This window comes from Nostoc cycadae WK-1 (genome assembly GCF_002897135.1).
Lineage (GTDB): Bacteria > Cyanobacteriota > Cyanobacteriia > Cyanobacteriales > Nostocaceae > Nostoc_B.
In genome coordinates this window covers 23166-45187 of sequence record NZ_DF978436.1, presented here as the reverse complement: position 1 = coordinate 45187, position 22022 = coordinate 23166, and the positions used below count along the sequence as shown (strand labels likewise).

15 protein-coding genes are annotated in these 22022 nt (G+C 40.2%); 7 read left to right on the top strand and 8 right to left on the bottom strand.

The features are described 5' to 3' along the window. Positions 1–19: 19 nt before the first annotated feature. On the bottom strand, positions 20–5467 hold the full coding sequence (locus NCWK1_RS21585) for an ATP-binding sensor histidine kinase (protein WP_103126130.1): 5448 nt from the start codon (positions 5465–5467) through the stop codon (positions 20–22). Between the two features lie 323 nt (positions 5468–5790). On the opposite strand from NCWK1_RS21585, the gene NCWK1_RS21580 reads away from it, so the two are divergent. From NCWK1_RS21580 to NCWK1_RS21570, 3 genes are all read left to right on the top strand, one after another. Next, complete coding sequence (locus NCWK1_RS21580) at positions 5791–8988, top strand: GAF domain-containing sensor histidine kinase (RefSeq protein ID WP_103126129.1); 3198 nt, start codon at positions 5791–5793, stop codon at positions 8986–8988. 349 nt (positions 8989–9337) lie between these two features. Next, positions 9338–9808 carry an NADAR family protein gene (locus NCWK1_RS21575; RefSeq protein ID WP_103126128.1) on the top strand — a complete coding sequence of 157 codons (471 nt, stop codon included), beginning with the start codon at positions 9338–9340 and terminating at the stop codon, positions 9806–9808. A gap of 202 nt (positions 9809–10010) precedes the next feature. Continuing rightward, positions 10011–10316 carry a DUF6881 domain-containing protein gene (locus NCWK1_RS21570; RefSeq protein WP_103126127.1) on the top strand — a complete coding sequence of 102 codons (306 nt, stop codon included), beginning with the start codon at positions 10011–10013 and terminating at the stop codon, positions 10314–10316. A gap of 35 nt (positions 10317–10351) precedes the next feature. On the opposite strand, the gene NCWK1_RS21565 is transcribed toward NCWK1_RS21570, so the two are convergent. After that, the gene (locus tag NCWK1_RS21565; RefSeq protein ID WP_103126126.1) at positions 10352–11020 is read right to left on the bottom strand and encodes a class I SAM-dependent methyltransferase; all 669 of its coding nucleotides are present in this window, start codon (positions 11018–11020) and stop codon (positions 10352–10354) included. A gap of 111 nt (positions 11021–11131) precedes the next feature. Here NCWK1_RS21565 and NCWK1_RS21560 point away from each other — a divergent pair, with 111 nt between their 5' ends. Then, positions 11132–12208 carry a tetratricopeptide repeat protein gene (locus tag NCWK1_RS21560; protein ID WP_103126125.1) on the top strand — a complete coding sequence of 359 codons (1077 nt, stop codon included), beginning with the start codon at positions 11132–11134 and terminating at the stop codon, positions 12206–12208. A 169-nt stretch (positions 12209–12377) separates the two neighbouring features. On the opposite strand, the gene NCWK1_RS21555 is transcribed toward NCWK1_RS21560, so the two are convergent. Then, a complete protein-coding gene (locus NCWK1_RS21555) occupies positions 12378–13112 on the bottom strand; it encodes a phosphoribosyltransferase (RefSeq protein WP_096577273.1) in 735 nt (244 codons plus the stop codon). 87 nt (positions 13113–13199) lie between these two features. Between NCWK1_RS21555 and NCWK1_RS21550 the strand changes: the two genes are divergently transcribed. After that, positions 13200–13880, top strand: coding sequence for a uracil-DNA glycosylase (locus NCWK1_RS21550; RefSeq protein ID WP_103126124.1), 681 nt, complete (start codon positions 13200–13202; stop codon positions 13878–13880). A 251-nt stretch (positions 13881–14131) separates the two neighbouring features. Then, positions 14132–14671, top strand: a complete 540-nt coding sequence (locus NCWK1_RS21545) for a GAF domain-containing protein (protein WP_103126123.1) — start codon at positions 14132–14134, stop codon at positions 14669–14671. Positions 14672–14809: 138 nt separating this feature from the next. Here NCWK1_RS21545 and NCWK1_RS21540 read toward each other — a convergent pair whose 3' ends face one another. The 4 genes from NCWK1_RS21540 to NCWK1_RS21525 form a co-directional block, all read right to left on the bottom strand. Further along, positions 14810–15553 (bottom strand): 3-oxoacyl-ACP reductase family protein, encoded by a 744-nt coding sequence (locus tag NCWK1_RS21540; RefSeq protein WP_096577267.1) that lies wholly within the window; start codon positions 15551–15553, stop codon positions 14810–14812. A 250-nt stretch (positions 15554–15803) separates the two neighbouring features. Beyond that, positions 15804–17162: an FADH(2)-oxidizing methylenetetrahydrofolate--tRNA-(uracil(54)-C(5))-methyltransferase TrmFO gene (gene trmFO, locus NCWK1_RS21535; protein WP_096577265.1), complete on the bottom strand. Its 1359-nt coding sequence runs from the start codon at positions 17160–17162 to the stop codon at positions 15804–15806. Between the two features lie 208 nt (positions 17163–17370). Next, positions 17371–17775, bottom strand: a complete 405-nt coding sequence (locus tag NCWK1_RS21530; protein ID WP_103126122.1) for a hypothetical protein — start codon at positions 17773–17775, stop codon at positions 17371–17373. Between the two features lie 115 nt (positions 17776–17890). Beyond that, positions 17891–18544 carry a hypothetical protein gene (locus NCWK1_RS21525; protein WP_103126121.1) on the bottom strand — a complete coding sequence of 218 codons (654 nt, stop codon included), beginning with the start codon at positions 18542–18544 and terminating at the stop codon, positions 17891–17893. Positions 18545–18841: 297 nt separating this feature from the next. Here NCWK1_RS21525 and NCWK1_RS21520 point away from each other — a divergent pair, with 297 nt between their 5' ends. Further along, entirely contained in the window at positions 18842–19426 is a 585-nt protein-coding gene (locus NCWK1_RS21520) for an LURP-one-related family protein (protein WP_103126120.1), read from the top strand. A 59-nt stretch (positions 19427–19485) separates the two neighbouring features. On the opposite strand, the gene NCWK1_RS21515 is transcribed toward NCWK1_RS21520, so the two are convergent. Further along, entirely contained in the window at positions 19486–20430 is a 945-nt protein-coding gene (locus NCWK1_RS21515) for an N-acetylmuramoyl-L-alanine amidase (RefSeq protein ID WP_096577257.1), read from the bottom strand. Positions 20431–22022 lie beyond the last annotated feature (1592 nt).

Here is a 22022-nt window from a genome sequence, read left to right as displayed (position 1 = left end):
CATCTTCAGTAATGCTTTTTTATCCAACAAAGTTAATAGGAATAATAATCTCAAATTCTGTTTCTTTAGTTGGGTGCGATCGCACAGTCAAAGTGCCGTGATGTTGTTGGATAATCGAATAGCTGACAAATAACCCCAAGCCTGTACCACGACCAATGGGTTTTGTCGTAAAGAACGGTTCAAAGATGCGGTTTTGAATATCTACGGGAATTGTACTATCTGTATTGGTGATCGCAATGCGTAAGCGTTGATTGTCTATTAATTCAGTGCGAATCCGAATTTGTGGTTTTTCACCGCATTGGAAATCATCTCGTATAGCATCAATGGCATTGTTGATAATATTCAGGAAAACTTGATTTAAGTGGCTAGGATAGCAATTCACCAGAGGTAAGTTACTATATTCCTTGACTATCTGGATTTCGGGTTGATTTGCCGCATATTGCAAGCGATGTTGCAAAATTAACAGTGTGCTTTCAATGCCACTGTGTAAATCTACCAGTTTAATTCCCGCTTCATCCACGCGCGAAAAATTGCGTAAACTTAACACAATCTGGCTGATGCGATCGCTCCCTACATCCATTGATTCGAGAACTTTATTCACATCCTGAAACAGAAAATCAATTTCAATAGCTTGACTTTTGGTTTTAATAGCTGGACTAGGTTCTGGATATTCTTGCTGATAAAGTGTCAGCAAACTCATCATGTCTTGGAAGTAACCTTTTGTATAAGTGATATTTCCTTTGATAAAACTAACTGGATTATTAATTTCGTGAGCAATTCCTGCTACCAATTGCCCCAAAGATGACATTTTTTCTGTATGAATTAATTGGGCTTGAGTTTGTTGTAACTTTGTTAAAGTTTGCTCTAAATCTTGGGCTTTTTGGTTGAGAGCTTGGGTTTTTTGCTCTACCTCTGCTTCTAAAATACAAGAATAATTTTCGATTTGTTGGTACAAGCGAGCATTTTCTAAAGAAATAGCAGCTTGAATACAAAGAAAGTTGAGAATTAGGATGCGATCGCTGGTAAACACACCGCTGGTGTTGTGATTCTTCAAATATAAAATCCCCATTAAATGTCCTTGATTAATAATGGGCAAACACAACAAACTTTTTGGTTGTTGTTGCCGTAAATATTCATCAATTACAGGTAAATTGGTTTTGAGTTCATCAATCACTACAATTTCTTGAGTATTTTTCACATATTGGATTAACTTGACAGGTAAATTGGGATGACCTTCTAAAGGTTCGGCAAAAAGTTCTGTGTTCTCAGGTGTAGCAATGGCTCTCAACAACCATTCTCCTTGATTATTCAGCAGAATTAAGGTACAGCGATCGCCACCAGAATTTTGCAAAATTATCTGAGTTAGTTGGTGCAGTAGTTCATTAAGTTGAATTTTGCCAGAGATTGTTTGAGAGGCTTTGAGAATGGCGGCAAAATCTAGAGTTGTATTAATTGATGAACTAGAAGAAAGGGAAGTTGTCAAGGAAGAATGAATGACAACATTGGGGTTAGCCATACTCGCCAGTGTGTCTAATGGATTCCAGTTCTGTGTGGTTTTTTGCAGAATTGGACGCAATAAATGGGGATAGCGTTTTTCTAAATCATCAGTTTTGGCTTTTGCACCCCAATGAGCATAGCAGTAGTAAGCTTCCTGCATATAACCTGCGGCGACTTTCTCTTTGTGCCAATTGAGGTAGAATTTGGCAGCGAGTTCGTTTGCTAATGCTTCTTCTTGGATATAATCATTTGCCTTAGCTCCGGCGATCGCCTGATCATATAATTCCATTGCAACGTAAGGTTTGCCCAAAACACGGCAGCGTTCGGCTTCTACTAAGTTAAATTTGTGCAAATGATTTTGGGGAACTAGATCTGCCCATTGCTGAAGTTTTGCTTGATGAAGTTGAACGCGCTCTAAACTAGCTGATGCTTCACCTTCAAATCCTTGGTGCAACATAGCTAACTGAGCTAAAGCATCGTAAAAAGGCAGCAAAACGCTGACAAATAACCCCGGAACGCCATCTAAATATTGTGCAGCTATAGCAGCCTCAGCGATCGCCTGCTCATACTCACCAAATAAGTAGCAGAGAATCAGTTTGTTGATTTTGGCGTGATACACAGCCGGACGATCATTAACTTCCTGATGTCGGGGTAACATTAAGTCTTCGTTGTAAACATCCCCTATTAACAGATAAGGAGTTTCACTACAACCTAGTAAGTTTAAAGTAGCTTGGTGATAGGTTTTTTGATAATTAAGTGCTGTGGTTTGCTTGAGTTGGGCGATCGCCTTACTATATGTAGCTAACTCTTGTTCTAATACCGTTAATTCTTTGCCAGCGCAATAAGAGTGGAAACTATAACCAAATATGCACCACACAGCCCATTCCAAATCTCCTGTTTCCCATCCACTTTGGTAGCCTTGTAATAAAGACGTGAGCGTAGCCGTAAGAGGATCTTGCCAATGTCTAATGCAATTATTAAATACTGCTTCTATCTTGGCACGCAGTTGTTGAGCGCATAACTTCTCCATTAAATTTAAAGCTAATTGCCCAAATTCATAGCTTGTTTCCACTGCACTGGTAAAAGCACAAAGAATTAAACCATAACTTGCATAGGCAAAAGCAGATAAAGCTGTATTACCGTGTTGAATAGATAAATTAACTTGCTCACAAATGATTAAGGGTAACATTTCCGGACAGCCATTATAAGCAGCCCCAAACGTACTCGACAAAATCCGCATTGCAGCATGGGCGCGAGTATCTGTCATTAAAGACAAATCGAGTAATTCTGCGGTGGTTTTTCCCACCAATACTGAGTGAGTTTTCTCTAATGCTTGATTAATATCTTGGTAAGTTGGTTGAGTAGGTAAATTTATCCCTAACTGATGCAGAACCGCCACAGATATATCTAGTCCTAACCGCAGTTGATTTTGGGCAATACAAGCTTGAATTTTTATTTCATAAATAGGTACGCTATCCCAAATATTATTAACTTTACTTAGTACTATTTTCGATAGCTGTTCCATCTGCTCAAAATCAGTATTTAGATAAGCAGCTTCCGTCGCTTCAGTGTAGATTGCCAGCATTAGGTTATATGATTCTTGCCAATGATCATTGGCTAACAATTTTCTAGCTGCTGCATAATACTGGACAGATGTGGCGTAAGCCGTGGCCATCTTAGCTCTGCGTCCGGCAATTAAGTTCAATTCAGCTAAATATTTCTGCTCTTGAGTGTTAACTAAATCGATTCCTAGTTTAAATTGATTGACCAAATCAAATATTTTTTCTTCAAGTTCTGCTTTGTCGGTATGCTGGAATAGCAGTTGTCCAATTTGATAATGAGTAGCTGCTTTTTGGTCTTTTGGAATTAAATAGTAAGCAGCTTGTTGAATGCGATCGTGCAGAAATCGATAGGTAATATTTTTGATATGGCTATTATTGCCGTTGGCTTGCGTGTTGCTCAAATAAAATTTATATAGTTCACTTTGGGGCAAAATCAAACTTTCTTGCAAAGCTTTCCATAATGCGGTTGCAGTATCAGTGACAGACTGCTGAGAAACTATGGCTAAAGTGTTTAAATCAAAAGCATTACCAATACAAGCAGCTAACTGCAAAACATTTTGCGTTGCTTCAGGTAACTTCTGCAACTGTTTGGCGACAAATTTCACGACATCATCAGTAAGAGATAAAGACTGAATTTGGGTAATATCACATTCCCAATAACCTTGCTGATGATTAAATGTAATTTCCCCATCTTCATATAACGCCTTGAGAAACTGGGTAATAAAAAACGGATTACCTTGAGTTTTACGCTCAATTAATTTTGTCAGAGGTTGCGCTCGCTCGGTTTTACAACGTAAAGTATCAGCTACTAACTGATTGGTATCCTGCTCCATCAGGGGTGCTAGAGTAATAGTATTAATCGTCGTCCCAACTTTCTTCATCTCCTCCACCATCAACATTAACGGATGTGAGGGCGACACTTCATTATTCCGATAAGCACCCAACAACAACAGATAGTTTTTCTCCTCCATCAACAGTTTAATTAACCCAAAAGAAGCCAAATCTGCCCACTGTAAATCATCCAAAAATATCACCAGTGGATGTTCCACTGTCGTCAACACCGCAATAAACTTTTGAAACAGCAAATTAAACCGATTTTGTGCCGCAGTTCCCGATAGTGACGGTGCTGGGGGTTGTTTACCAATCACTCGTTCTAGTTCGGGAATTACCTCAATCAAAACTTGTCCATTTTCTCCTACCACTTCTAAAATTTGACTGCGCCACTGTACCAATTTTGCATCCGATTCTGATAACAATTGCCCCATTAAATCTCGCAAAGCCTGGACAAAGGCACTGAAGGGAATATTGCGATTGAATTGGTCAAATTTACCTTTGATAAAATAGCCTTGTTGTCGGGTAATTGGTTTGTGGACTTCATTAATGACAGCGGTTTTCCCAATCCCGGAAAATCCCGCTACTAACATCATTTCTGATGTGCCATTGACGACGCGCTCAAAGGCTTGTAATAAGCGATTAACTTCGGTTTCTCTACCATATAGTTTTTCGGGAATTAAGAAGCGATCGCAAACATCCCGTTCAGCGATGAGAAAATCTGTAATTACTCCTGTATCTTGGAGTTGCGCTAAACAAAGTTCTAAATCATGCTTTAATCCCAAAGCACTTTGATATCTATCCTCGGCATTTTTCGCCATTAATTTCAACACAATATCTGAAAGCACTTGGGGAATTTCTTTCCTGTTCCCGATTACTGTTGGCATTTTCGCTAAATGACAATGCACCAACTCCATTGGGTCAGTGCTATTAAATGGTAATTCTCCGGTTAACAATTCATAGAATGTCACTCCCAAAGAATAATAATCACTCCGGTAGTCAATGGCGCGGTTCATTCTCCCGGTTTGTTCTGGGGAGATATAAGCTAAAGTTCCTTCCAAAACATTGGGATTTTTGATTTCTTGGGTTTCTTTTGGTAGTAATGAAGCGATGCTAAAATCAATTATTTGGATTTGTTTTGTTTGGGGATGAATTAAGATATTTGCGGGTTTAATATCTTTATGAATCACTCGATTTTGATGTAATTCATGGAGACTGGTGGTTAGTTGAAGGGCAATACTCAAAAATTCTGTCAGGGAGAGGGGATGAGTTTGCATATATTCGCGTAATGCGATTCCTCCTGTATCTGCCATCACCAGAATATAACTGTTGCTATATGTTTCTAATGATAATGGCTGAATAATGCCGACAATGTTGAGATTTTTGCTAATGGTGTATTGATTGCGGAGTTGCAGTAGTTCTTGAAAGGTAGGGTATTCTGAGGTTAATAGCTTGATGACGACTGGAAGTTGATCTGATTCGCGGATAGCCCGATATACTTGGGTTCTGGAGCCTGCGTACAGCTGCGAGCTTATTTTATATCCGGGAATGATGGGGGTAGTGTTTACTGTCGCCATCTATACATACCTCATGTCATCAAAAAGTAGTGCAGAGCTTGTCTACACTCCGTTAGTATTCCCATTAACGAGATGTTGACTAACAATATATGGACAGAGGCATAGGCTTTTTACTAACTAGCGTTGCATCCATACAGGATGAATTCAGATGTTTAACTAAAATAAAAGATTTATTCTTAACGCCTTTGCGCCGACTTTGCGAGTTCCGCCTCAGCAGTGAACCAAATAAAATTCATTAAGGCATATTTGGTTTTTGTTGACATCTGTGAATAAAAAAGTGAAGCAGGGAACACTAAAACTAAGTATTTCATTTTCAAAACTTTATGGCAACAAACGATTATGATGTATCAAAATCAGTACAAGAATGTCATAAACAGTTGGGGCTTGCTGTTCAATACCAAAAAATCTTGGCCAGGATTTTAGCTAAGATTCGGGCATCTATAAATTTAGAATCTCTGTGTTCAACTTCTTGTCAAGACATTTGTCGGCAGTTGCAGATTGAGCGTGTGGCAATCTATCAATTCAATTCTGACTGGAGTGGTAGTTTCATCAATTGTTTGGGCTTTGCTGAACCACCTTGGGATGCAATGACAGCCTTTGGACAGGATTTAGTATGGCAAGATTCCTATTTGCAAGAAACTCAGGGAGGGCGATATCGCAAAAATGAGCCGTTTGCTGTGGCTGACATGTACGACGCGGGTCATGCGCGTTGTCATATTGAAGTATTAGAACAGTTTCAGATTCGGGCTTATGCGATCGCACCTATTTTTATTGGTGCCAAACTGTGGGGTTTACTAGCTGCTTATCAACACTCTGCTCCACGACAATGGGATCGTAACGAAGTTGAATTTTTAGCCCAAGCTGCCAGCCATATTGGTGTGGCTATGCAGCAAGCAGAAATCATTGAACAAACCAAACAACGTACCGCAGAACTGCAAGATGCGATCGCTCGTCAACGTGCATTGACGGAAGTGGTCGGGAATATTCGCTCATCAGTAAATCCTGAAATTATTCTCAACACTGCTTGTCAAGAAGTCTGTAAGCTTTTAAAGCTAGAGAGGGCAGCAGTTTTTCGCTTTGATGAAGACTGGAGTGGAGAATTTGTCAGCCAATTCGGTATGGTCGAGGCGCAGTGGAATAGAACCAGCCCCTTTGGCAAAAACTTAGTTTGGGAAGATACTCACCTGCAAGAAACCAAAGGTGGGCGCTACCGCAACAACGAAAGTTTTGCCGTCAATGACATTTATCAAGCCGGACATAGCCGATGCCACATTGACATTCTTGAGCAATTCAAGATTCGGGCTTATGCCTTAGCGCCTATCTTCACCGGGACAAAACTATGGGGACTGATTGCAGCCTATCAACACTCCGGGACGCGCCAATGGGCAAATTACGAAGTTGAATTTCTAGCACAAGTTGGAGCGCAATTGGGTGTGGCGATTCAACAAGCTGAGAACTTGACCCAATCAAAACAACAAGCCATTGCCCTACAAGATGCGATCGCTCGCCAACGCGCATTAACAGAAGTCGTCGGCAAAATTCGCTCCTCCCTAGATATTGATTTGATTTTGAAAACTACATGCCAAGAAGTATGTAAACTGCTGCGAGTGGAGCGAGTCGGAGTTTACCGTTTTCACGAAGATTGGAGTGGCGAATTCGTCAGTCATTTTGGCATGGTTGAAGCTCAATGGGACAGCATCAATCCTTTTGGCAAAAATCTCGTTTGGGAAGATACCTATCTCCAAGAAACCAAAGGTGGGCGCTATCGCAACAATGAAAATTTTGCTGTCAACGACATCTACCAAGCTGGACACTCGCGCTGTCACCTAGACATTTTAGAGCAATTCAAAATTCGCGCCTATGTATTAACCCCAATTTTTGTTGGACGGAATCTATGGGGATTGCTGGCAGCTTATCAACATTCTGCACCACGCCACTGGGAGACTGTAGAAGTAGAATTTTTGGGACAAGTAGCTAGTCAACTGGGAGTAGCACTCCAAGGTTCTCAAATGGTCAGCCAAATTCAAACTCGCGCTGACGAAATGCACCAATCGGCAGAACAGCGGCGGATTTTATTTGATTTAGTCGTCAAAATTCGAGAATCATTAGATTTAGAGACCATCCTGAAGACTACAGTACACGAAGTGCGGCGATCGCTAACAGCAGATCGAGTCGGCATATTTCGCTTTGACCCTAATGTTGGTTTTTGCAGCGGTGAATTTATCGTTGAAGATGTGCTACCCAAATTCGATTCTACCTTGTCTATAAAGGTGCAAGATTATTGCTTCGGCGACCAGTTCGCACCGCAATATCGTCAAGGGCAATTGCAAGTCATTTCTGATGTCAACAGCATTGGTTCCAAAGTACCTCATTTGGATGTAATTGAACGCTTCCAAGTCAAAGCGCAGATTGTTGTGCCATTGATGGAAGGTGATGAATTATGGGGATTGTTGTGTATTCACCAATGCACCCATGCACGTCATTGGGAAGAAGAAGAACTAGAATTTGTCACCCAAGTAGCAGCGCAAATCAGCGTCGCTTTACATCAAGCCAACTTATTTCAACAATCTAGTTTGCTGGGTCAAACCCGTGAAGAAGCTAATCAACTCGCCCAAGCGTTGAATGAGCTACGTACTGCCCAAATGCAAATTATCCACGCAGAAAAAATGGCTAGTTTAGGGCAATTAGTCGCGGGAGTTGCCCACGAAATTAACAACCCAATTAATTTCATTTACGGTAACTTAGAACACGCTCACCAATATACCCAAGATTTACTGCACTGTGTGAAACTTTATCGGCAATATCATCCTCATCCTGCGCCTGAAATCCAAGAGTTTTTCAAGAAGACTGAAATCGACTTCTTATTTGACGATTTACCAAAAATATTTCAGTCTATGCAAGTCGGTAGTGAAAGAATTTGCGAAATTGTGACATCGTTGCGAAATTTTTCCCGTCTAGATGAAGCTGATTTTAAAGTCGCAAATATTCACGAAGGCATTGATAGTACATTAATGATTTTGCAACACCGCTTGAAGCCTTCAGGTGATGCTGCTCCTATTCATGTTATCAAAGAATATGATTCCTTACCTTTAATAGAATGCTATCCCGGTCAGTTGAATCAGGTATTTATGAATTTGCTATCCAATGCGATTGATGTGTTAGAAGAGCGAAACTTGAAATCTGCTCCCGAAGTAATAGCCGCAAAACCTAGCGAAATTCGCATTTCTACTTCCATACTCAATAAAGATTGGATTGTTATTCGGATTGCTGATAATGGACTCGGTATGCAGGAAAATATCCTGTCTCGACTATTTGATCCCTTTTTTACTACTAAAGTTGTCGGTAAAGGCACAGGACTAGGGCTTTCTATCAGCTATCAAATTGTCACAGATAAACACAACGGTAAAATATATTGCCACTCTGAAATCGGCCAAGGCTCAGAGTTTGTAGTTGAACTACCGATTCGTCAGGTGACGAATAGTAAATCGTTAGCTAAAGTCAATTTATCAGAGCAAAAATAATAAGTTTTGCCACATAAATATCAAGACAATGATATTTAAGAGAATTGGCTAACCTTAAATTAAATTTAAATGTTTGACCTTTTCTATTGATAAAGTATCGATTCAGTAATCAAAAAACACCAGTCTCTATTCTTATATTATGAGAGATTCGTCTATGATTACTGATTTTTTTATATAGCAGAAGGCAGGAGGGAAAGTCTTATTATTCCTGGCATTCAAGCTTGCAAATTTTCCTAACATATCTGACTACACTCACAAACAGCTAATGCTTGCTTATCGGATAATTTTGTCAAATTCCCAAGGAAATGCTATGAATAATTTTTAATCCCCTATTGTTAGAACTAATTCGATGACTATCTACTTTTATAGCACCCGTGAACAATATGGCTGCTTTTCTAACTTTTCAGACCACGGCTTTGTTTTGGATGATTTATACTGGTATACTAGTGAACATTATTTTCAAGCGCAAAAGTTTGTTGGCACATTCCATTTAGAACAAATTCGTTTGGTAAAAACTCCCAAAGAAGCAGCAAAAATGGGCAGAGAAAGAAGTCGTCCTCTGCGTCAAGATTGGGAGCAAGTTAAAGACGATATCATGAAGAAAGCCGTGTTATGTAAGTTTGAGACTCATTTAGATATTCAGGAAATATTATTAAATACAGGTAATACCGAAATTGTCGAAAATTCTCCCATTGATTATTATTGGGGTTGTGGAGCCGATGGTAGCGGTAAAAATATGTTAGGGATAATTTTAATGGAAGTGCGCGGTATCCTACGCTCAAATGGTGGCACAAAGCTGGGAAATGTTACGGTAAAATAAACTAATTGCTGTGAATATTAGCCCTTGCAGTTATCAGAAGTTCAGCAATCGAGGAGATATATTTACCAGTAATTATGACTAACAATATTTGTTAGAGAAATTTATTAATCAATGTTTACTTAGAATTCCTAAAAGTAGATTGTTTATAAATTTAAGTTAAGCCTAACAGAATTGGCCAGGAGGAAACAAAGGAGGCAAAAAGATGCTCTTATCAAAAACTAAAGTCAAGCAATATTGTAAATGGTTTTGGGAGGAAAGCTTGGGAGGTGAATATGATGTTTGGGGTACGAGTACTTATTTTATCGAAATTGGTGATGATCGATATCCCATAAGACAAATAGAAGTTTACGAAAATGGCAACGTGTTATTTTATGACAGTAGCCACTGTGCAGATAATTACGGTATGTTATGTGATAAAGCAATACAGGAAGAGGATATTCAAGAATTTGGGATTACTGAAGCCGAATTTGAACAAGTATGGAATACAAAAATCCCCATAAATCGATAAGCTGGGGTAGCAGAGATAAAGTATTGCTGACTTGATTAAATAGACACATGACAACTTCGTTCCATAGTCCAATGGCGATCGCTTGATTGATATACTCTCACACCAACCAAACCCACACTAGTAACCAACTGATTCACTTCATTTAGTGTGAGTGCAGCGTGGAGAGAATCACGAAACAATTTTTGCTGACGGTGATCAAATTCATTACCAATGCTGTCTACTAAAGCATTCATGGTGGTTTCATCTACAGGACGTAATAAATCACGAATGAGCAAACCGCTGTTAGCTTTGGTGACTCGTTTAATTTCTTGAAAAAATGGCACAGGATCAGGTAAATGGTGAATTAAGCTATTGGAAATCACCAAATCAAACATTCCATCTGCGTAGGGTAACTGTTTGGCATCCACTAATGCCAAACTAATTTGCTCATACAATCCAGCTTGCTGAATATGTTGCGCAGCAATTTTGAGCATATTTTGAGCTAAATCAATCGCCATCAATTGCCATTGGGGACGCATTTGACCGAGCAGAACAGGAATGCGACCAGTACCAGTCCCCGCATCCAGCACTAAACATTGTTCTGTCGGACAAAGAGCGATCGCTTCCTTGGCAAACGCTGTATTAACCTCGGTAAAATCCATTGCATCATAATCAATGGCTTCTTCCCAAGTGTCCATTACTTCTGGTTCCAACACTCTTTCCATAATCAATCCTGGCGTGAAATCAACAATACTAAAGTAATCTTTCTGAATGAAAGATAAACATTGATTTTGGGAACACTTGATTTACCAGCTTAGTTTAATGGTAATTGGTCAATGTCAGACGGTGAATGGAAAAATAACAAAAATACCTCTCCTACGTCAGTGCCTACAACCCGCCTTACGCCAATCAAGCGTAATACCATTACCCATGAATTTGATCCAAGTGCGGCTGACGCAATGTTTGCTGAAGACAGTGACACTCAGTTATGGGAAGCATCTGAACTATTGCGCCAAGGAATGCAACAACAACAAGCTGGAGAACTGATTGCGGCGTTGAAGTCGTTGCAAAAATCTCTACAGTTGTTTGAGGTAATTGGAGATATACAACAACAAGAGCAGGCACTTTCTTTTTTAGCCGTAGTCACTTATGCTTCTGGAGATTATAAAAGTACTATTTCTTATGCCCAACAGTGTCTAACCTTGAAAAAAGAGACACCTGATCCATCTATACAGATGCAGGCGTTTTCTCATTTAGGTAATGCTTACAGACACTTAAATGACCATAACAAAGCGATTAAATATTTAGAAGAGTGTTTAAAAATTACCCGCAACTTGCAAGACAAACGTAGTCAAGTTGCAGCATTAAATAACCTAGGATTAGTTTATAAAGCAGCAGGCAACTTAAAACAAGCGATTGAGTATCAAGAGCAAAGTTTAAAACTCGTGCAAGAACTCCAAGATAACTGGGGTATAGAACAGGTACTAAAAAATCTGGGTAATGCTTGGTATGCTTTGGACAATTATCCTAAAGCGATCGCCCACTATGAACAGTGTGTCAAAGTAGCACGCATTCTCAACAATCCGCGTAGTGCCATTCAGGTACTTAAGAACTTAGGCAATGCTTGTTATGCTACCAATGATTATGGCAAAGCCATGACTTATTATGAAGAACGTTTGCAACTAGCCAGAGAATTAAAAGACAAGCGTAGTGAAGAACAATCTCTTGGGAGTTTAGGCGTTACCTGTGAAGCCCTGGGAGATTACAGCCAAGCAATCAAATATTATGAACAACGCTTACTCTTAGCTAGAAGTATTAAAGACCGTCGCATCGAAGAACAAGCTCTCGCTAGTTTAAAAGTTGCTTGCTATGCCTTGGGTGATTATGCTAAAGCTATGCAGTATCAGGAATAGTCACACGATTTTGGATTCTAGATTTTAGATTTTAGATTGACCCAATGCCTAAAGTCAGGAAACCTATCGCCTTTTTAAATTTTGAATTTTGAATCTTCAATCCAAAATTTGAAATTTAAAATCTAAAATTCGGTCGATGGTCATTAGTTGTTCTATACCCCTTTCTCTCTTACTTATTTGCTGCTTGGAGATAAACTAGGGCTTCCTCCGTTTCCACTTGAGGAAATTCTGTATAAAAATTACTGACACTACGGAAAAACTCTGGTGTTTCTAAGAAAATTAGGCGATCGCACCACTGCTGTAACCAAGGTACCAACTCTAGTGGTGCAACTGGCGCACATAGCCAAACTGCCGCTGGAGCCAGCTTTTTTATAGTAATTGCTGCTACTGCCATAGTCATCCCAGTAGCAATCCCATCATCAACTAAAATCAGTGTCGCTCCTGCTGGATGCACTGATGGACAAGCGGAACTAAAATATGCTTCTAACTCTTGAGCTTGATTCATCGCTTGATTGAGTGCAGTTTCTTGCCAGCGCGATGTATATTTCCAGCGACAAACCTTTGGTTGATTCCACAACACATCACCAGCCGCAGTTACTGCACCAATTGCTAACTCTGGGTTATCTGGATGACTAATTTTTTTAGCTACAACTATTGTCAAAGGACAATCTAAAAGTTGGGCAATTGGTGCTGCTACTGGTATACCCCCTCTTGGCAAAGCATAGACAATTGGTACAGGTTTAATACCAAAGTCAGTTGTTTGTTGAGTCAGCACATTCTGAATCACTCGCGCTAACTCTGCACCCGCCTGGGTACGATTCTCAAAAAGAGGGGTGTGTAACATACTTTTCTTGAGGGCATTGTTTTTATCATGACTTAAATTCGCTGCTACAATAAAACTCATACCAATTTCAGTATTGAGCAACAGATAAATCTAGCGAGATTTTACTGAAATTAAACATCAGGTGCTGATCCCAACAAGCGTAGTTTCATGAGCAGCGATATTCAACTCAGTCTCTTTGGTGAATCTAACTTCTCTCAAAAAGAACTGATTCCTACAGATGCCAAAATTCCCATTCTGACGGGAACCTACAACAATATGACCGAGTTGGCACAACACTGCAATCAGTGCCAGCGTTGCGAATTAGGACAAACTCGCACTCATGCGGTGGTAGGGCGTGGTCATCTCAAAGCCCCAATCATGATTGTGGGAGAAGCACCAGGGCAGAACGAAGATGAAACAGGTTTACCATTTGTCGGTAGATCTGGGCAGTTGCTAGAGAAAATCTTGGAATCTGTAAATTTAACTACTGAGCATGATGTATACATTGGTAACATCAATAAATGCAGACCACCCAATAATCGTGTTCCTACTCCTCAGGAAATGGCCGCTTGCATTCCATATTTGTTAGAACAAATTCGCTTAGTTGATCCAAAAATCATTTTGTTAACAGGTGCAACGGCAGTTAAAGGATTAACTGGCGAAAAACAGGGAATCACCAAAATTCGTGGTCAGTGGATAGAGTGGCAAGGCCGTTTATGTATGCCAATTTTTCATCCCTCCTACTTATTGCGTAACCCATCTAAGGAAAAAGGCAGCCCAAAATGGTTGATGTGGCAAGATATCCAAGCAGTACGCGCTAAGTATGATGAACTTAAACAAAATCTTTGAGAATGAAAGCAACAAAGTTTAAATCAATCTTAATTTTTGCAATTTATCTGAGAAATTTGGTAAGAGAATACGGCTGATAATGAAAAATTTTGTATTCTGAAATTATTAACAATAATATGCAGAAATCTAATTTGATATCAAGTGGATTGTGATTCTTGAATTATTCTTTAAGCTGGTGTTTTTTCCGTAGATGTTTGATAAATTACTAAAGAAATTCTCTAAATTTGCCCTAACTCGTAATTAGTGTAACTGTGCAAATTCATTCTCACCAAGAATTTAACCCCAGATCAAACAAACCTGTTGAACAGGGGTTGCGAAGAGTTTTAGATCGCTTGGTTAGCACAATGCAGCGTGATGCCTTGATTAGACAAACAACTAATCAATTGAGAGAATCGCTTCAGTCCGATCGCGTAATTTTATATTATTTTTATTGGCAGTGGCAGGGACAGGTCACTTTTGAATCCTTAAGTTCAGATAAATATTCAATCTTAGGTTCCACAGGGCAAGATAATTGTTTTACTGATGAATATGCAGCTTTGTATTTAGCTGGCAGAATTAGAGCGATCGCTAATATTGATCAAGAATCATTAGAAAGCTGTCACCGAGAATTTCTCCAAAGCATCCAGGTACGTGCTAACTTAGTTGTGCCTATTTTAGTCCCCAAAGGATTGTGGGGTTTACTCGTGGCGCATCAATGTCAAGCACCCCGTATTTGGTCGCAAGCAGATATCGACTTAATGCAAACAGCAGCCAAAACCCTAGCCACAGACTACAACATTTTAGGAAGTTAAGTTATCCAAACGGCGAATCTGTAATCATTTCGCCGATAGGAGCATCTACAATAAAGTTAAGTGAATTAAGTTTCGAGGCAAACTCCTTCAGGGCAGACACTTAACTAATTGCTGATAAAACTGTACTTGATTCAGAGTTTAAGCCGTAATTCCACCATCAATCTTCAGACTCGCACCAGTTACAAAGGCGGCTCCGGGGCTTGCAAGATAGGCAACCATATCGGCAATCTCGTCGGCTTGACCGTAACGACCGATGGCGATCGCCTTTTTTAACTGCTCGGCAAAAGCTCCATCGGCTGGGTTCATATCAGTATCAATGGGGCCAGGCTGAATATTGTTGACCGTGATGCCACGTTCCCCCAAATCACGGGCAAGTCCACGGGTAAAACTTGCGATCGCACCCTTAGTCAACGCATAGACAGAGCCACCCACAAAGGGAACAACATCGCTATTAATGCTACCAATCATGATAATTCGTCCCCCTTTGCCCATGTGGCGTAATGCCTCCTGAGTCGCTACAAAAACTCCCTTAATGTTCACTGCAATCAATCTATCAAACTCATCGAGCGAGAACTGATCAATTGGGGCTAAGGCAGCAACTCCAGCATTATTTACTAAGATATCGAGGCGACCAAAAGTCTTTACGGTTTGGGCGATCGCGTTTTTCACTGCTTCAACATCTGCACTATCAGCACGAATTGCCAGCGCCTGACCGCCTGTCGCTTGAATGGCTTGCGCTAAATCCTCGGCTTTCTGTGACGAACTAGTGTAGGTAAAAGCGACAACAGCACCCTCCTGGGCAAGACGTTTGGCGATCGCAGCACCAATGCCACGCGAACCGCCAGTAACCAATGCAACTTTATCTATGAGTGGTTGATTCATTTTGGTAGATTTTTATACTATTAACATCTGTGAAGACTGGGTGTAGAAGATTAAGAATATCTCATGTCATGTCCGACAAATTAGTTATGATTCAGCATATCTGTGCAGAAAGACAAAACTTTTCCTCACCCTGCACCCTGCGGTCTTGATGATAAGTCTTTTACCGGACACGATATCACAAGTGTAAGTTGATTCTAAAAATCATGATTTAATCAGAGTTCCATTACCCCTTACACCCTCACACCCTTCTCTAAAACCCTAATTTTTCGTTCTCTTGCGTAAGTCCTATGGTTGATACTAATTGGGATTTCCAGTTAGCTAAGTCTGCTAAAGAGCGATCGCGGTAACGTCCATAACGCTCTTGTTTATTTTTGATTTTTGCACCTAAATCCGGCAAAATCCCGAAGTTGGGCGGCATTGGTTGAAAATGTTTGGGAGAAGCCGAACTAATAAAATCTAATAACGCCCCTAGCATTGTTGTTGGCGGTACAATCAACGCTTCTTTACCCAAAGCCAGTCGGGCTGCATTGGTTCCCGCCAGCCAACCACCAGCAGCGGCGGCGGTGTAACCTTCCGTCCCAATTAACTGTCCCGCCGCTAATAACGTAGGACGTTGTTTAAATTGTAATGTCGGCTGCATCAGTTGGGGTGCATTGATAAAAGTATTACGGTGCATAACTCCCAGCCGTACAAACTCAGCCTTTTCTAAACCAGGGATCAGTTGAAATACGCGTTTTTGTTCACCCCAACGCAGATTAGTTTGAAAGCCTACCATATTCCACAGTTGTCCAGCTTTATCTTCTTGGCGTAACTGCACCACAGCGTAGGGACGTTCCCCAGTGCGGCTATCAGATAAACCTACTGGCTTTAAGGGGCCGTAACGCATTGTATCTTCGCCCCGTTGTGCTAATTCTTCAATTGGTAAACAAGCTTCAAAAAACTTCGCCGTTTCTCTCTCAAAGTCCTTCAGTTCTGTTTGTTCGGCTTGACACAGGGCTTGCCAAAACTGCAAATACTGTTCTTTATTCATCGGACAGTTGAGATAGGCGGCTTCACCTTTGTCATACCGCGATGCCATAAAGGCAATATCACGATTAATTGACTCACCAACAATAATGGGACTAGCCGCGTCAAAAAAGCTCATGTACTCCATCCCAGTGAAGCGGTGCAAGTCTGCGGCTAAGTCAGGACTAGTTAACGGCCCGGTTGCTAACACCACAATGCCTTCGGGGATAGCATTGACTTCACCTCGCCGAAATTCTACTAAAGGATGATTTGATACTGCTGCTGTTAAATCTTGACTAAATTGGCCTCTGTCTACCGCCAGCGCCCCACCAGCAGGAACCGCGTGTTCATCAGCTTTAGATATAACAATAGAACCTAATTGTCGCAGTTCTTCGTGGAGTAATCCAGCAGCGCGATCGCTGGCCATCGCCCCAAACGAATTACTACAGACCAACTCTGCCAAATGTTCTGTATGATGAGCAGGGCTAAAGCGTTTGGGACGCATTTCATGAAAAATTACAGGTACTCCCGCCTGGGCGATTTGCCACGCTGCTTCTGTCCCAGCTAGTCCACCTCCAATTACTTGTATCGGTTGTTGTTCCATAATCATCTGCGTTTATCTGCGGTTAATTACCACTGTAATGTATTAGTTCATCACATATAATTCAGGATGGTTAAAAGGGAACAGGAAACAGGTAACAGAGTGGTTTTAGAAGAGGATTTAGACCTCCCACAAAACGCTTGTCTTTTAAGACGGGGTTTCATACCCAAATGGTTTCGGGTGATTGATAATTCCCCAGAAGCCGGGATAGTCATCTATGATGCAACAACCAATGCCATCCTGAACCTTTGCGAGTCAGCCAGGAATCATTAAAGCTAGTATGATGCTCGTCTAAATAAGGGTTATCAACTGGATAATCATCAAAGCTTACATCATCTTCAACGCGAATTTTGAGATGACGACAACTGCCTGCAATTTCAATAGTAACAGTATCGGCAGTGGAATTACTCTCATAGGGCTTTAAAAGATACTCTCTGATGGCTGCTTGTCTTAGGCGAGAAAGACAACGCACCCGCACCGTTGAATTTTGGTCAGGACTATCTAATAAATATGGTAGAAGTTCGGAGTTTTGCGGAGTATGTTTGGGAATTTCGGCATTTGCTAAAGCTGGCACTAACAGCACCATAATTGCACTAGTAAACATGATTTTGTTCATAAATTTTTCCAAAAGCTAAAAATTGCCAAGGCACTAACCTTGGCGTTTTCACGTTAATTATTTTTGTATTTTTTGTAGGATGAACATTCTGCCCATCGTCATATTGAGAGTTGAATTATTTATCTTCAAGTAATTGGTTAACTTGTTGTCCGCGACGACCAGTTTTAATTTCATAACGGCGAGTCAGGTTGTCTTGGTAGTTCATGTCTCTAGCCGCAGCAGCGTTAACGAAAGCATCACAATTTCTACCTTGAACAACTGTTGAAGAACTACTGCTATTTTCTTCTGTGCGGTTATTGTTGTTATCACGAGATTCGCTATTATTTTGGCTACCTTGACTAGCACCACTACCGCTAACACCAATCCCAAAAATGCTGACACCACCACCACCGCCATCATTGTGGCTGCGAGAAGCACTAGAACGAGCGCTGGTAGAGGTTGCTAAGGCTATTTTGCTGGAACTATTGCGAGTATTGTTACCTAAACCAACATCGCTACACAAGGCGCGGGGATCGTTGGCGAGAGTTTTAGGATCAACCCAAGATTGATGGTCGCCTAAACCTTGAATTTCACTATTACCTACTGGGTTACTGGGTGCGCTAGGTGTAGAATTATTCACATTTGCATTACCGACAGCGCCAGGAATCACATTACCTGGTCTGAAAATACCCGCAGGTCTAACATCAAAGGGGCCTGCAAAAGCAGGGAATGTAGTGGTCAAAAGTGCAGTAGCAGTCAACAAAGAACTGGTGATTTGGCAGAATTTCATGGTCGGTCTCCTAAAATTTGAGTGTTTTTCTTTGGGGTTGAACCCTTACACTCACTCAATAGGTTGACCTTAATTTTTTTATGCAGCCTCTTGGCAGATTTGTGGAAAAATTCTTTGATGTTGCCATTATAAGCAACTGTCATCACAGCAATGATATGAGAAATAGGCGATCGCACTTTTCATCATCTATTTTCGATGAAGTAATATATCAATTTGTATATATTATTTACAAAATCATAGGTAATTTACTGCTTTTGGGATTAATAGAGCCATCAACCTTGTCGCTTCTACTGAATCATGCAGTATCCTCTGGAACTTACCTTCAAATTTTGGGCATTAGCACCGCAAATCTCTATTGTTAATGCTCAGGGTAATTTGGTTTTCTACGTTAAACAGAAACTTTTTAAGCTCAAAGAAGCAATTACAATTTTTGCTGATGCTGAACAAACTAACCCCTTATACTACATCAAAGCCGATCGCATTATTGACTTCTCGGCTCGTTATGAATTTGCTGACACTAATGGGACAAATATCGGTGCAGTGAAACGTCGCGGTTTAAAATCTCTTTGGCGTGCGCGTTATGACATCTTTGAGGGCGACAGTACTTATTTAACTATCCAAGAGAAAAATCCTTGGGTGAAAGTTGCAGATGCTTTATTTGCAGAAATACCTATTTTGGGTATGTTTACTGGTTATGTATTCAACCCCGTCTATTTGGTGAGTCGGGCGGATGGTACGGTGGTGATGCGTTTGGAGAAAATTCCCACTTTTTTGTCACGGAAATTTATTATCAAAGCTGTTGATCAAATGAGCGATCGCGAAGAGCAGCAGATTTTGTTAAGTTTAATTATGATGCTGCTACTAGAAAAAAATCGTGGCTAATATCAACAGGCAAAATAAAATTAGATTAATTTTATTTTGCCTAACTGTATCATTAATAATTAGCCAATTAGTTTTTGCCAAGAATTTGGCCCAACAATTCCATCAGCAGTTAAACCGTTTTGCTGTTGGTATTTCTTGATGGCGGCTTCTGTTTGTGGGCCGTAAACACCATCAGCTTCCACACCAACACGGTATTGTAAATATCGCACCACTGTTCCCCCAGCGTGGTTGGGGCGGATAATACGTTTAGCTAAAATCAAATTTATCGCATTCCATGTAGATGTGTTAGCAACTCCAGATGGGGCTATTCCCACAATTTTTTGAAAGTTCTCTACAGCAGAACTAGTTATTTCTCCCAAGACATTATCTTCTACTAATGGCTTACCATTTTTATCGGTAATTTTTAAACGATTTAAAGCTTTTTGTAATCTGAGCGTAGTGGTATCAACATTCTGTTCTTCATCTGGAACCGGAGGAACAGGAGTGGTAGGTACTTTACCCGTTAAGCCTTTGACAATAGCATTAGCCATTGCTTCCGAGTTAAAAAGATTCACATCTTTTTGGGAATCAATAAAGCAACCTTCGACTAAAATCGCAGGCATATTAGTATTGCGGATCACGAATAAGTGAGAACCACTTTTAACACCACGATTAAAGAAGCCTAATTTGACAATTTCATCTAATACAGGCTTCGCTATTTTTCTACTTGTCTCACTACCTGCAAAAACTTCTGTGCCATTAGCTTGGCCGTTAAAGGAGTTAAAATGTATAGAGACATATACTTCCACTCGATTAGCATTGGCTTTATTGACTCTTTGTGAAAGTGAATCTTTCACAGAAGAGCTAGGGCGGTCTGGTCTACATGAAATGACTTCATGCCCCAAAGCCTTTAATTTTTCTATAACTTTATTGCCGACTTCTAATGTTAAATTATCTTCTATTTTTATTCCTCTAGCTCCAGTGTCTGGGGGAGAATTATGTCCGATATCAATGCCAAATTTCATGTGCTAGTCCTTGTTTTTATTTGATACTAATTTAACGCTTGAAAGCATAAGCTTTTACTTTCAAGTACTCCATATTTGCCTAAATTTACTATTTATAATAAACTTCCACTTAATTCATTTTTATTTTAACAAATGCTAATTGTTATTTACTTTATTTATTAACATAAACGAAATTATAATAATTTGTTAATTTTTTGGTCAGAAAAAAATATCAACTCTCTTACTGCGTTAACTATATAGCGCAGTAAGGCTACTGCGTCTGATTTCAGAACGCTTGGGAATTAATCCTTCGCATAGGTTTTAAGCAAAACAAATTAAGAATAGCATGTGATCCAGGCTTGTTTCCCAGATGCTTAAGTTCACTTCATAACTCCAGGTATGGCGTATGAAGTGGTAATCAAGGTGCGATCGCCGCTAAAATGCCTACTAACAGTTGTAATATGAACGCCCGTTAGAGACATAACATCGCAATATCTCTAATTGGTGTAGTGGATTTTCCTAAAATTGAGCCGAATGAAATCTTTTGCCCTAATATTGCTCCTCATACTCTCCAGTTTCTACATATTTCCAGCTTATGCTTCTGTATGCCGTAATTACGACGGTCATCAGATTTGCATTATCAGTATTAATCGCAGCGCCAAAAATTATTGGGAATATCGGGCTATTGTGAGTGTGGATGGTGAAAAAAGACCCCTTGAGCTATACAACTGTCGTCAAAAAGTGAGAATTAAGTTAGATGGGACTGTTGTACCCTTTGAAAATAAAGACCCTGGCCAGTTCATCTGTAGCTTTTTCAAGAAACCCTGACTAATAGACAAGGGTGTAGAGAAGAGATTGACGTTTGTCTCCTCAGTTAAAAATATGCAAATTAAATGTGACTTCTAGGCTATTTATTTTCTCTGTGTGGCAAACACACAACCAATGATAAACACCGTAAATCCCAAGTAACCCAATACAGTTACCCATTCTTGCCAGTCAAATGCGTTATTCATCTGTAATCACAACCATACTCTCCTTTAAAATCCTAAAGGCTGGCGTTGCCACTTATTCCTGGGTGTTGTCCAAACATAGTCAGATAAATTCCCAAAAAATTTTTCTCGCTTTCCGGAATTAGTCTCGGTGCAGTGGTATTACCTATCAGTACAGCGATTTATACAGAAACTCTATATTTAAATTTGGGCAATATAGCCCCACTGCCTTTCTTAAAAGCCCGGCCATTATGGCTGGGCTTTTGAGTATAAGCAATAAGCTGGTGTACTTCCTATGACTGATACCATTTCACGAAAAAAATGATGCAAATTTATGGGTTTTTCATTCTTTCCCCCTGCTCTCTGCTCGCTGCCCCCTTCCCCTCTACTTCTTCGGTCAGCGTTTCATGATGACCGCTGTTTGGTGTAGTCTGGATATTTATGATTGCGTTGTAGTGCTGAATACCTTGACGAATCAAATTTAGTGCTGGTCTTCTTCATACTGAGTTAGATACCATATTGCAACGGTTAAGTGTGCTGAATGATTCGATTCAGAATCAGCTAAAGCGCATTGGTTAAATCTTGTGAGCAGTTCTCATACCAATTCACGAAAAATTTGATTCA

Excerpts from the sequence above, each read along its gene's own strand:
- NCWK1_RS21570 (WP_103126127.1), top strand. The coding sequence starts at position 10,011 with ATGCTCTTATCAAAAACTAAAGTCAAGCAATATTGTAAATGGTTTTGG.
- trmFO (WP_096577265.1), bottom strand. The coding sequence starts at position 17,162 with ATGGAACAACAACCGATACAAGTAATTGGAGGTGGACTAGCTGGGACA.
- NCWK1_RS21575 (WP_103126128.1), top strand. The coding sequence starts at position 9,338 with ATGACTATCTACTTTTATAGCACCCGTGAACAATATGGCTGCTTTTCT.
- NCWK1_RS21585 (WP_103126130.1), bottom strand. The coding sequence starts at position 5,467 with ATGGCGACAGTAAACACTACCCCCATCATTCCCGGATATAAAATAAGC.
- NCWK1_RS21515 (WP_096577257.1), bottom strand. The coding sequence starts at position 20,430 with ATGAAATTTGGCATTGATATCGGACATAATTCTCCCCCAGACACTGGA.
- NCWK1_RS21565 (WP_103126126.1), bottom strand. The coding sequence starts at position 11,020 with ATGGAAAGAGTGTTGGAACCAGAAGTAATGGACACTTGGGAAGAAGCC.
- NCWK1_RS21580 (WP_103126129.1), top strand. The coding sequence starts at position 5,791 with ATGGCAACAAACGATTATGATGTATCAAAATCAGTACAAGAATGTCAT.
- NCWK1_RS21530 (WP_103126122.1), bottom strand. The coding sequence starts at position 17,775 with ATGAACAAAATCATGTTTACTAGTGCAATTATGGTGCTGTTAGTGCCA.
- NCWK1_RS21555 (WP_096577273.1), bottom strand. The coding sequence starts at position 13,112 with ATGAGTTTTATTGTAGCAGCGAATTTAAGTCATGATAAAAACAATGCC.
- NCWK1_RS21520 (WP_103126120.1), top strand. The coding sequence starts at position 18,842 with ATGCAGTATCCTCTGGAACTTACCTTCAAATTTTGGGCATTAGCACCG.
- NCWK1_RS21540 (WP_096577267.1), bottom strand. The coding sequence starts at position 15,553 with ATGAATCAACCACTCATAGATAAAGTTGCATTGGTTACTGGCGGTTCG.
- NCWK1_RS21550 (WP_103126124.1), top strand. The coding sequence starts at position 13,200 with ATGAGCAGCGATATTCAACTCAGTCTCTTTGGTGAATCTAACTTCTCT.
- NCWK1_RS21525 (WP_103126121.1), bottom strand. The coding sequence starts at position 18,544 with ATGAAATTCTGCCAAATCACCAGTTCTTTGTTGACTGCTACTGCACTT.
- NCWK1_RS21560 (WP_103126125.1), top strand. The coding sequence starts at position 11,132 with ATGTCAGACGGTGAATGGAAAAATAACAAAAATACCTCTCCTACGTCA.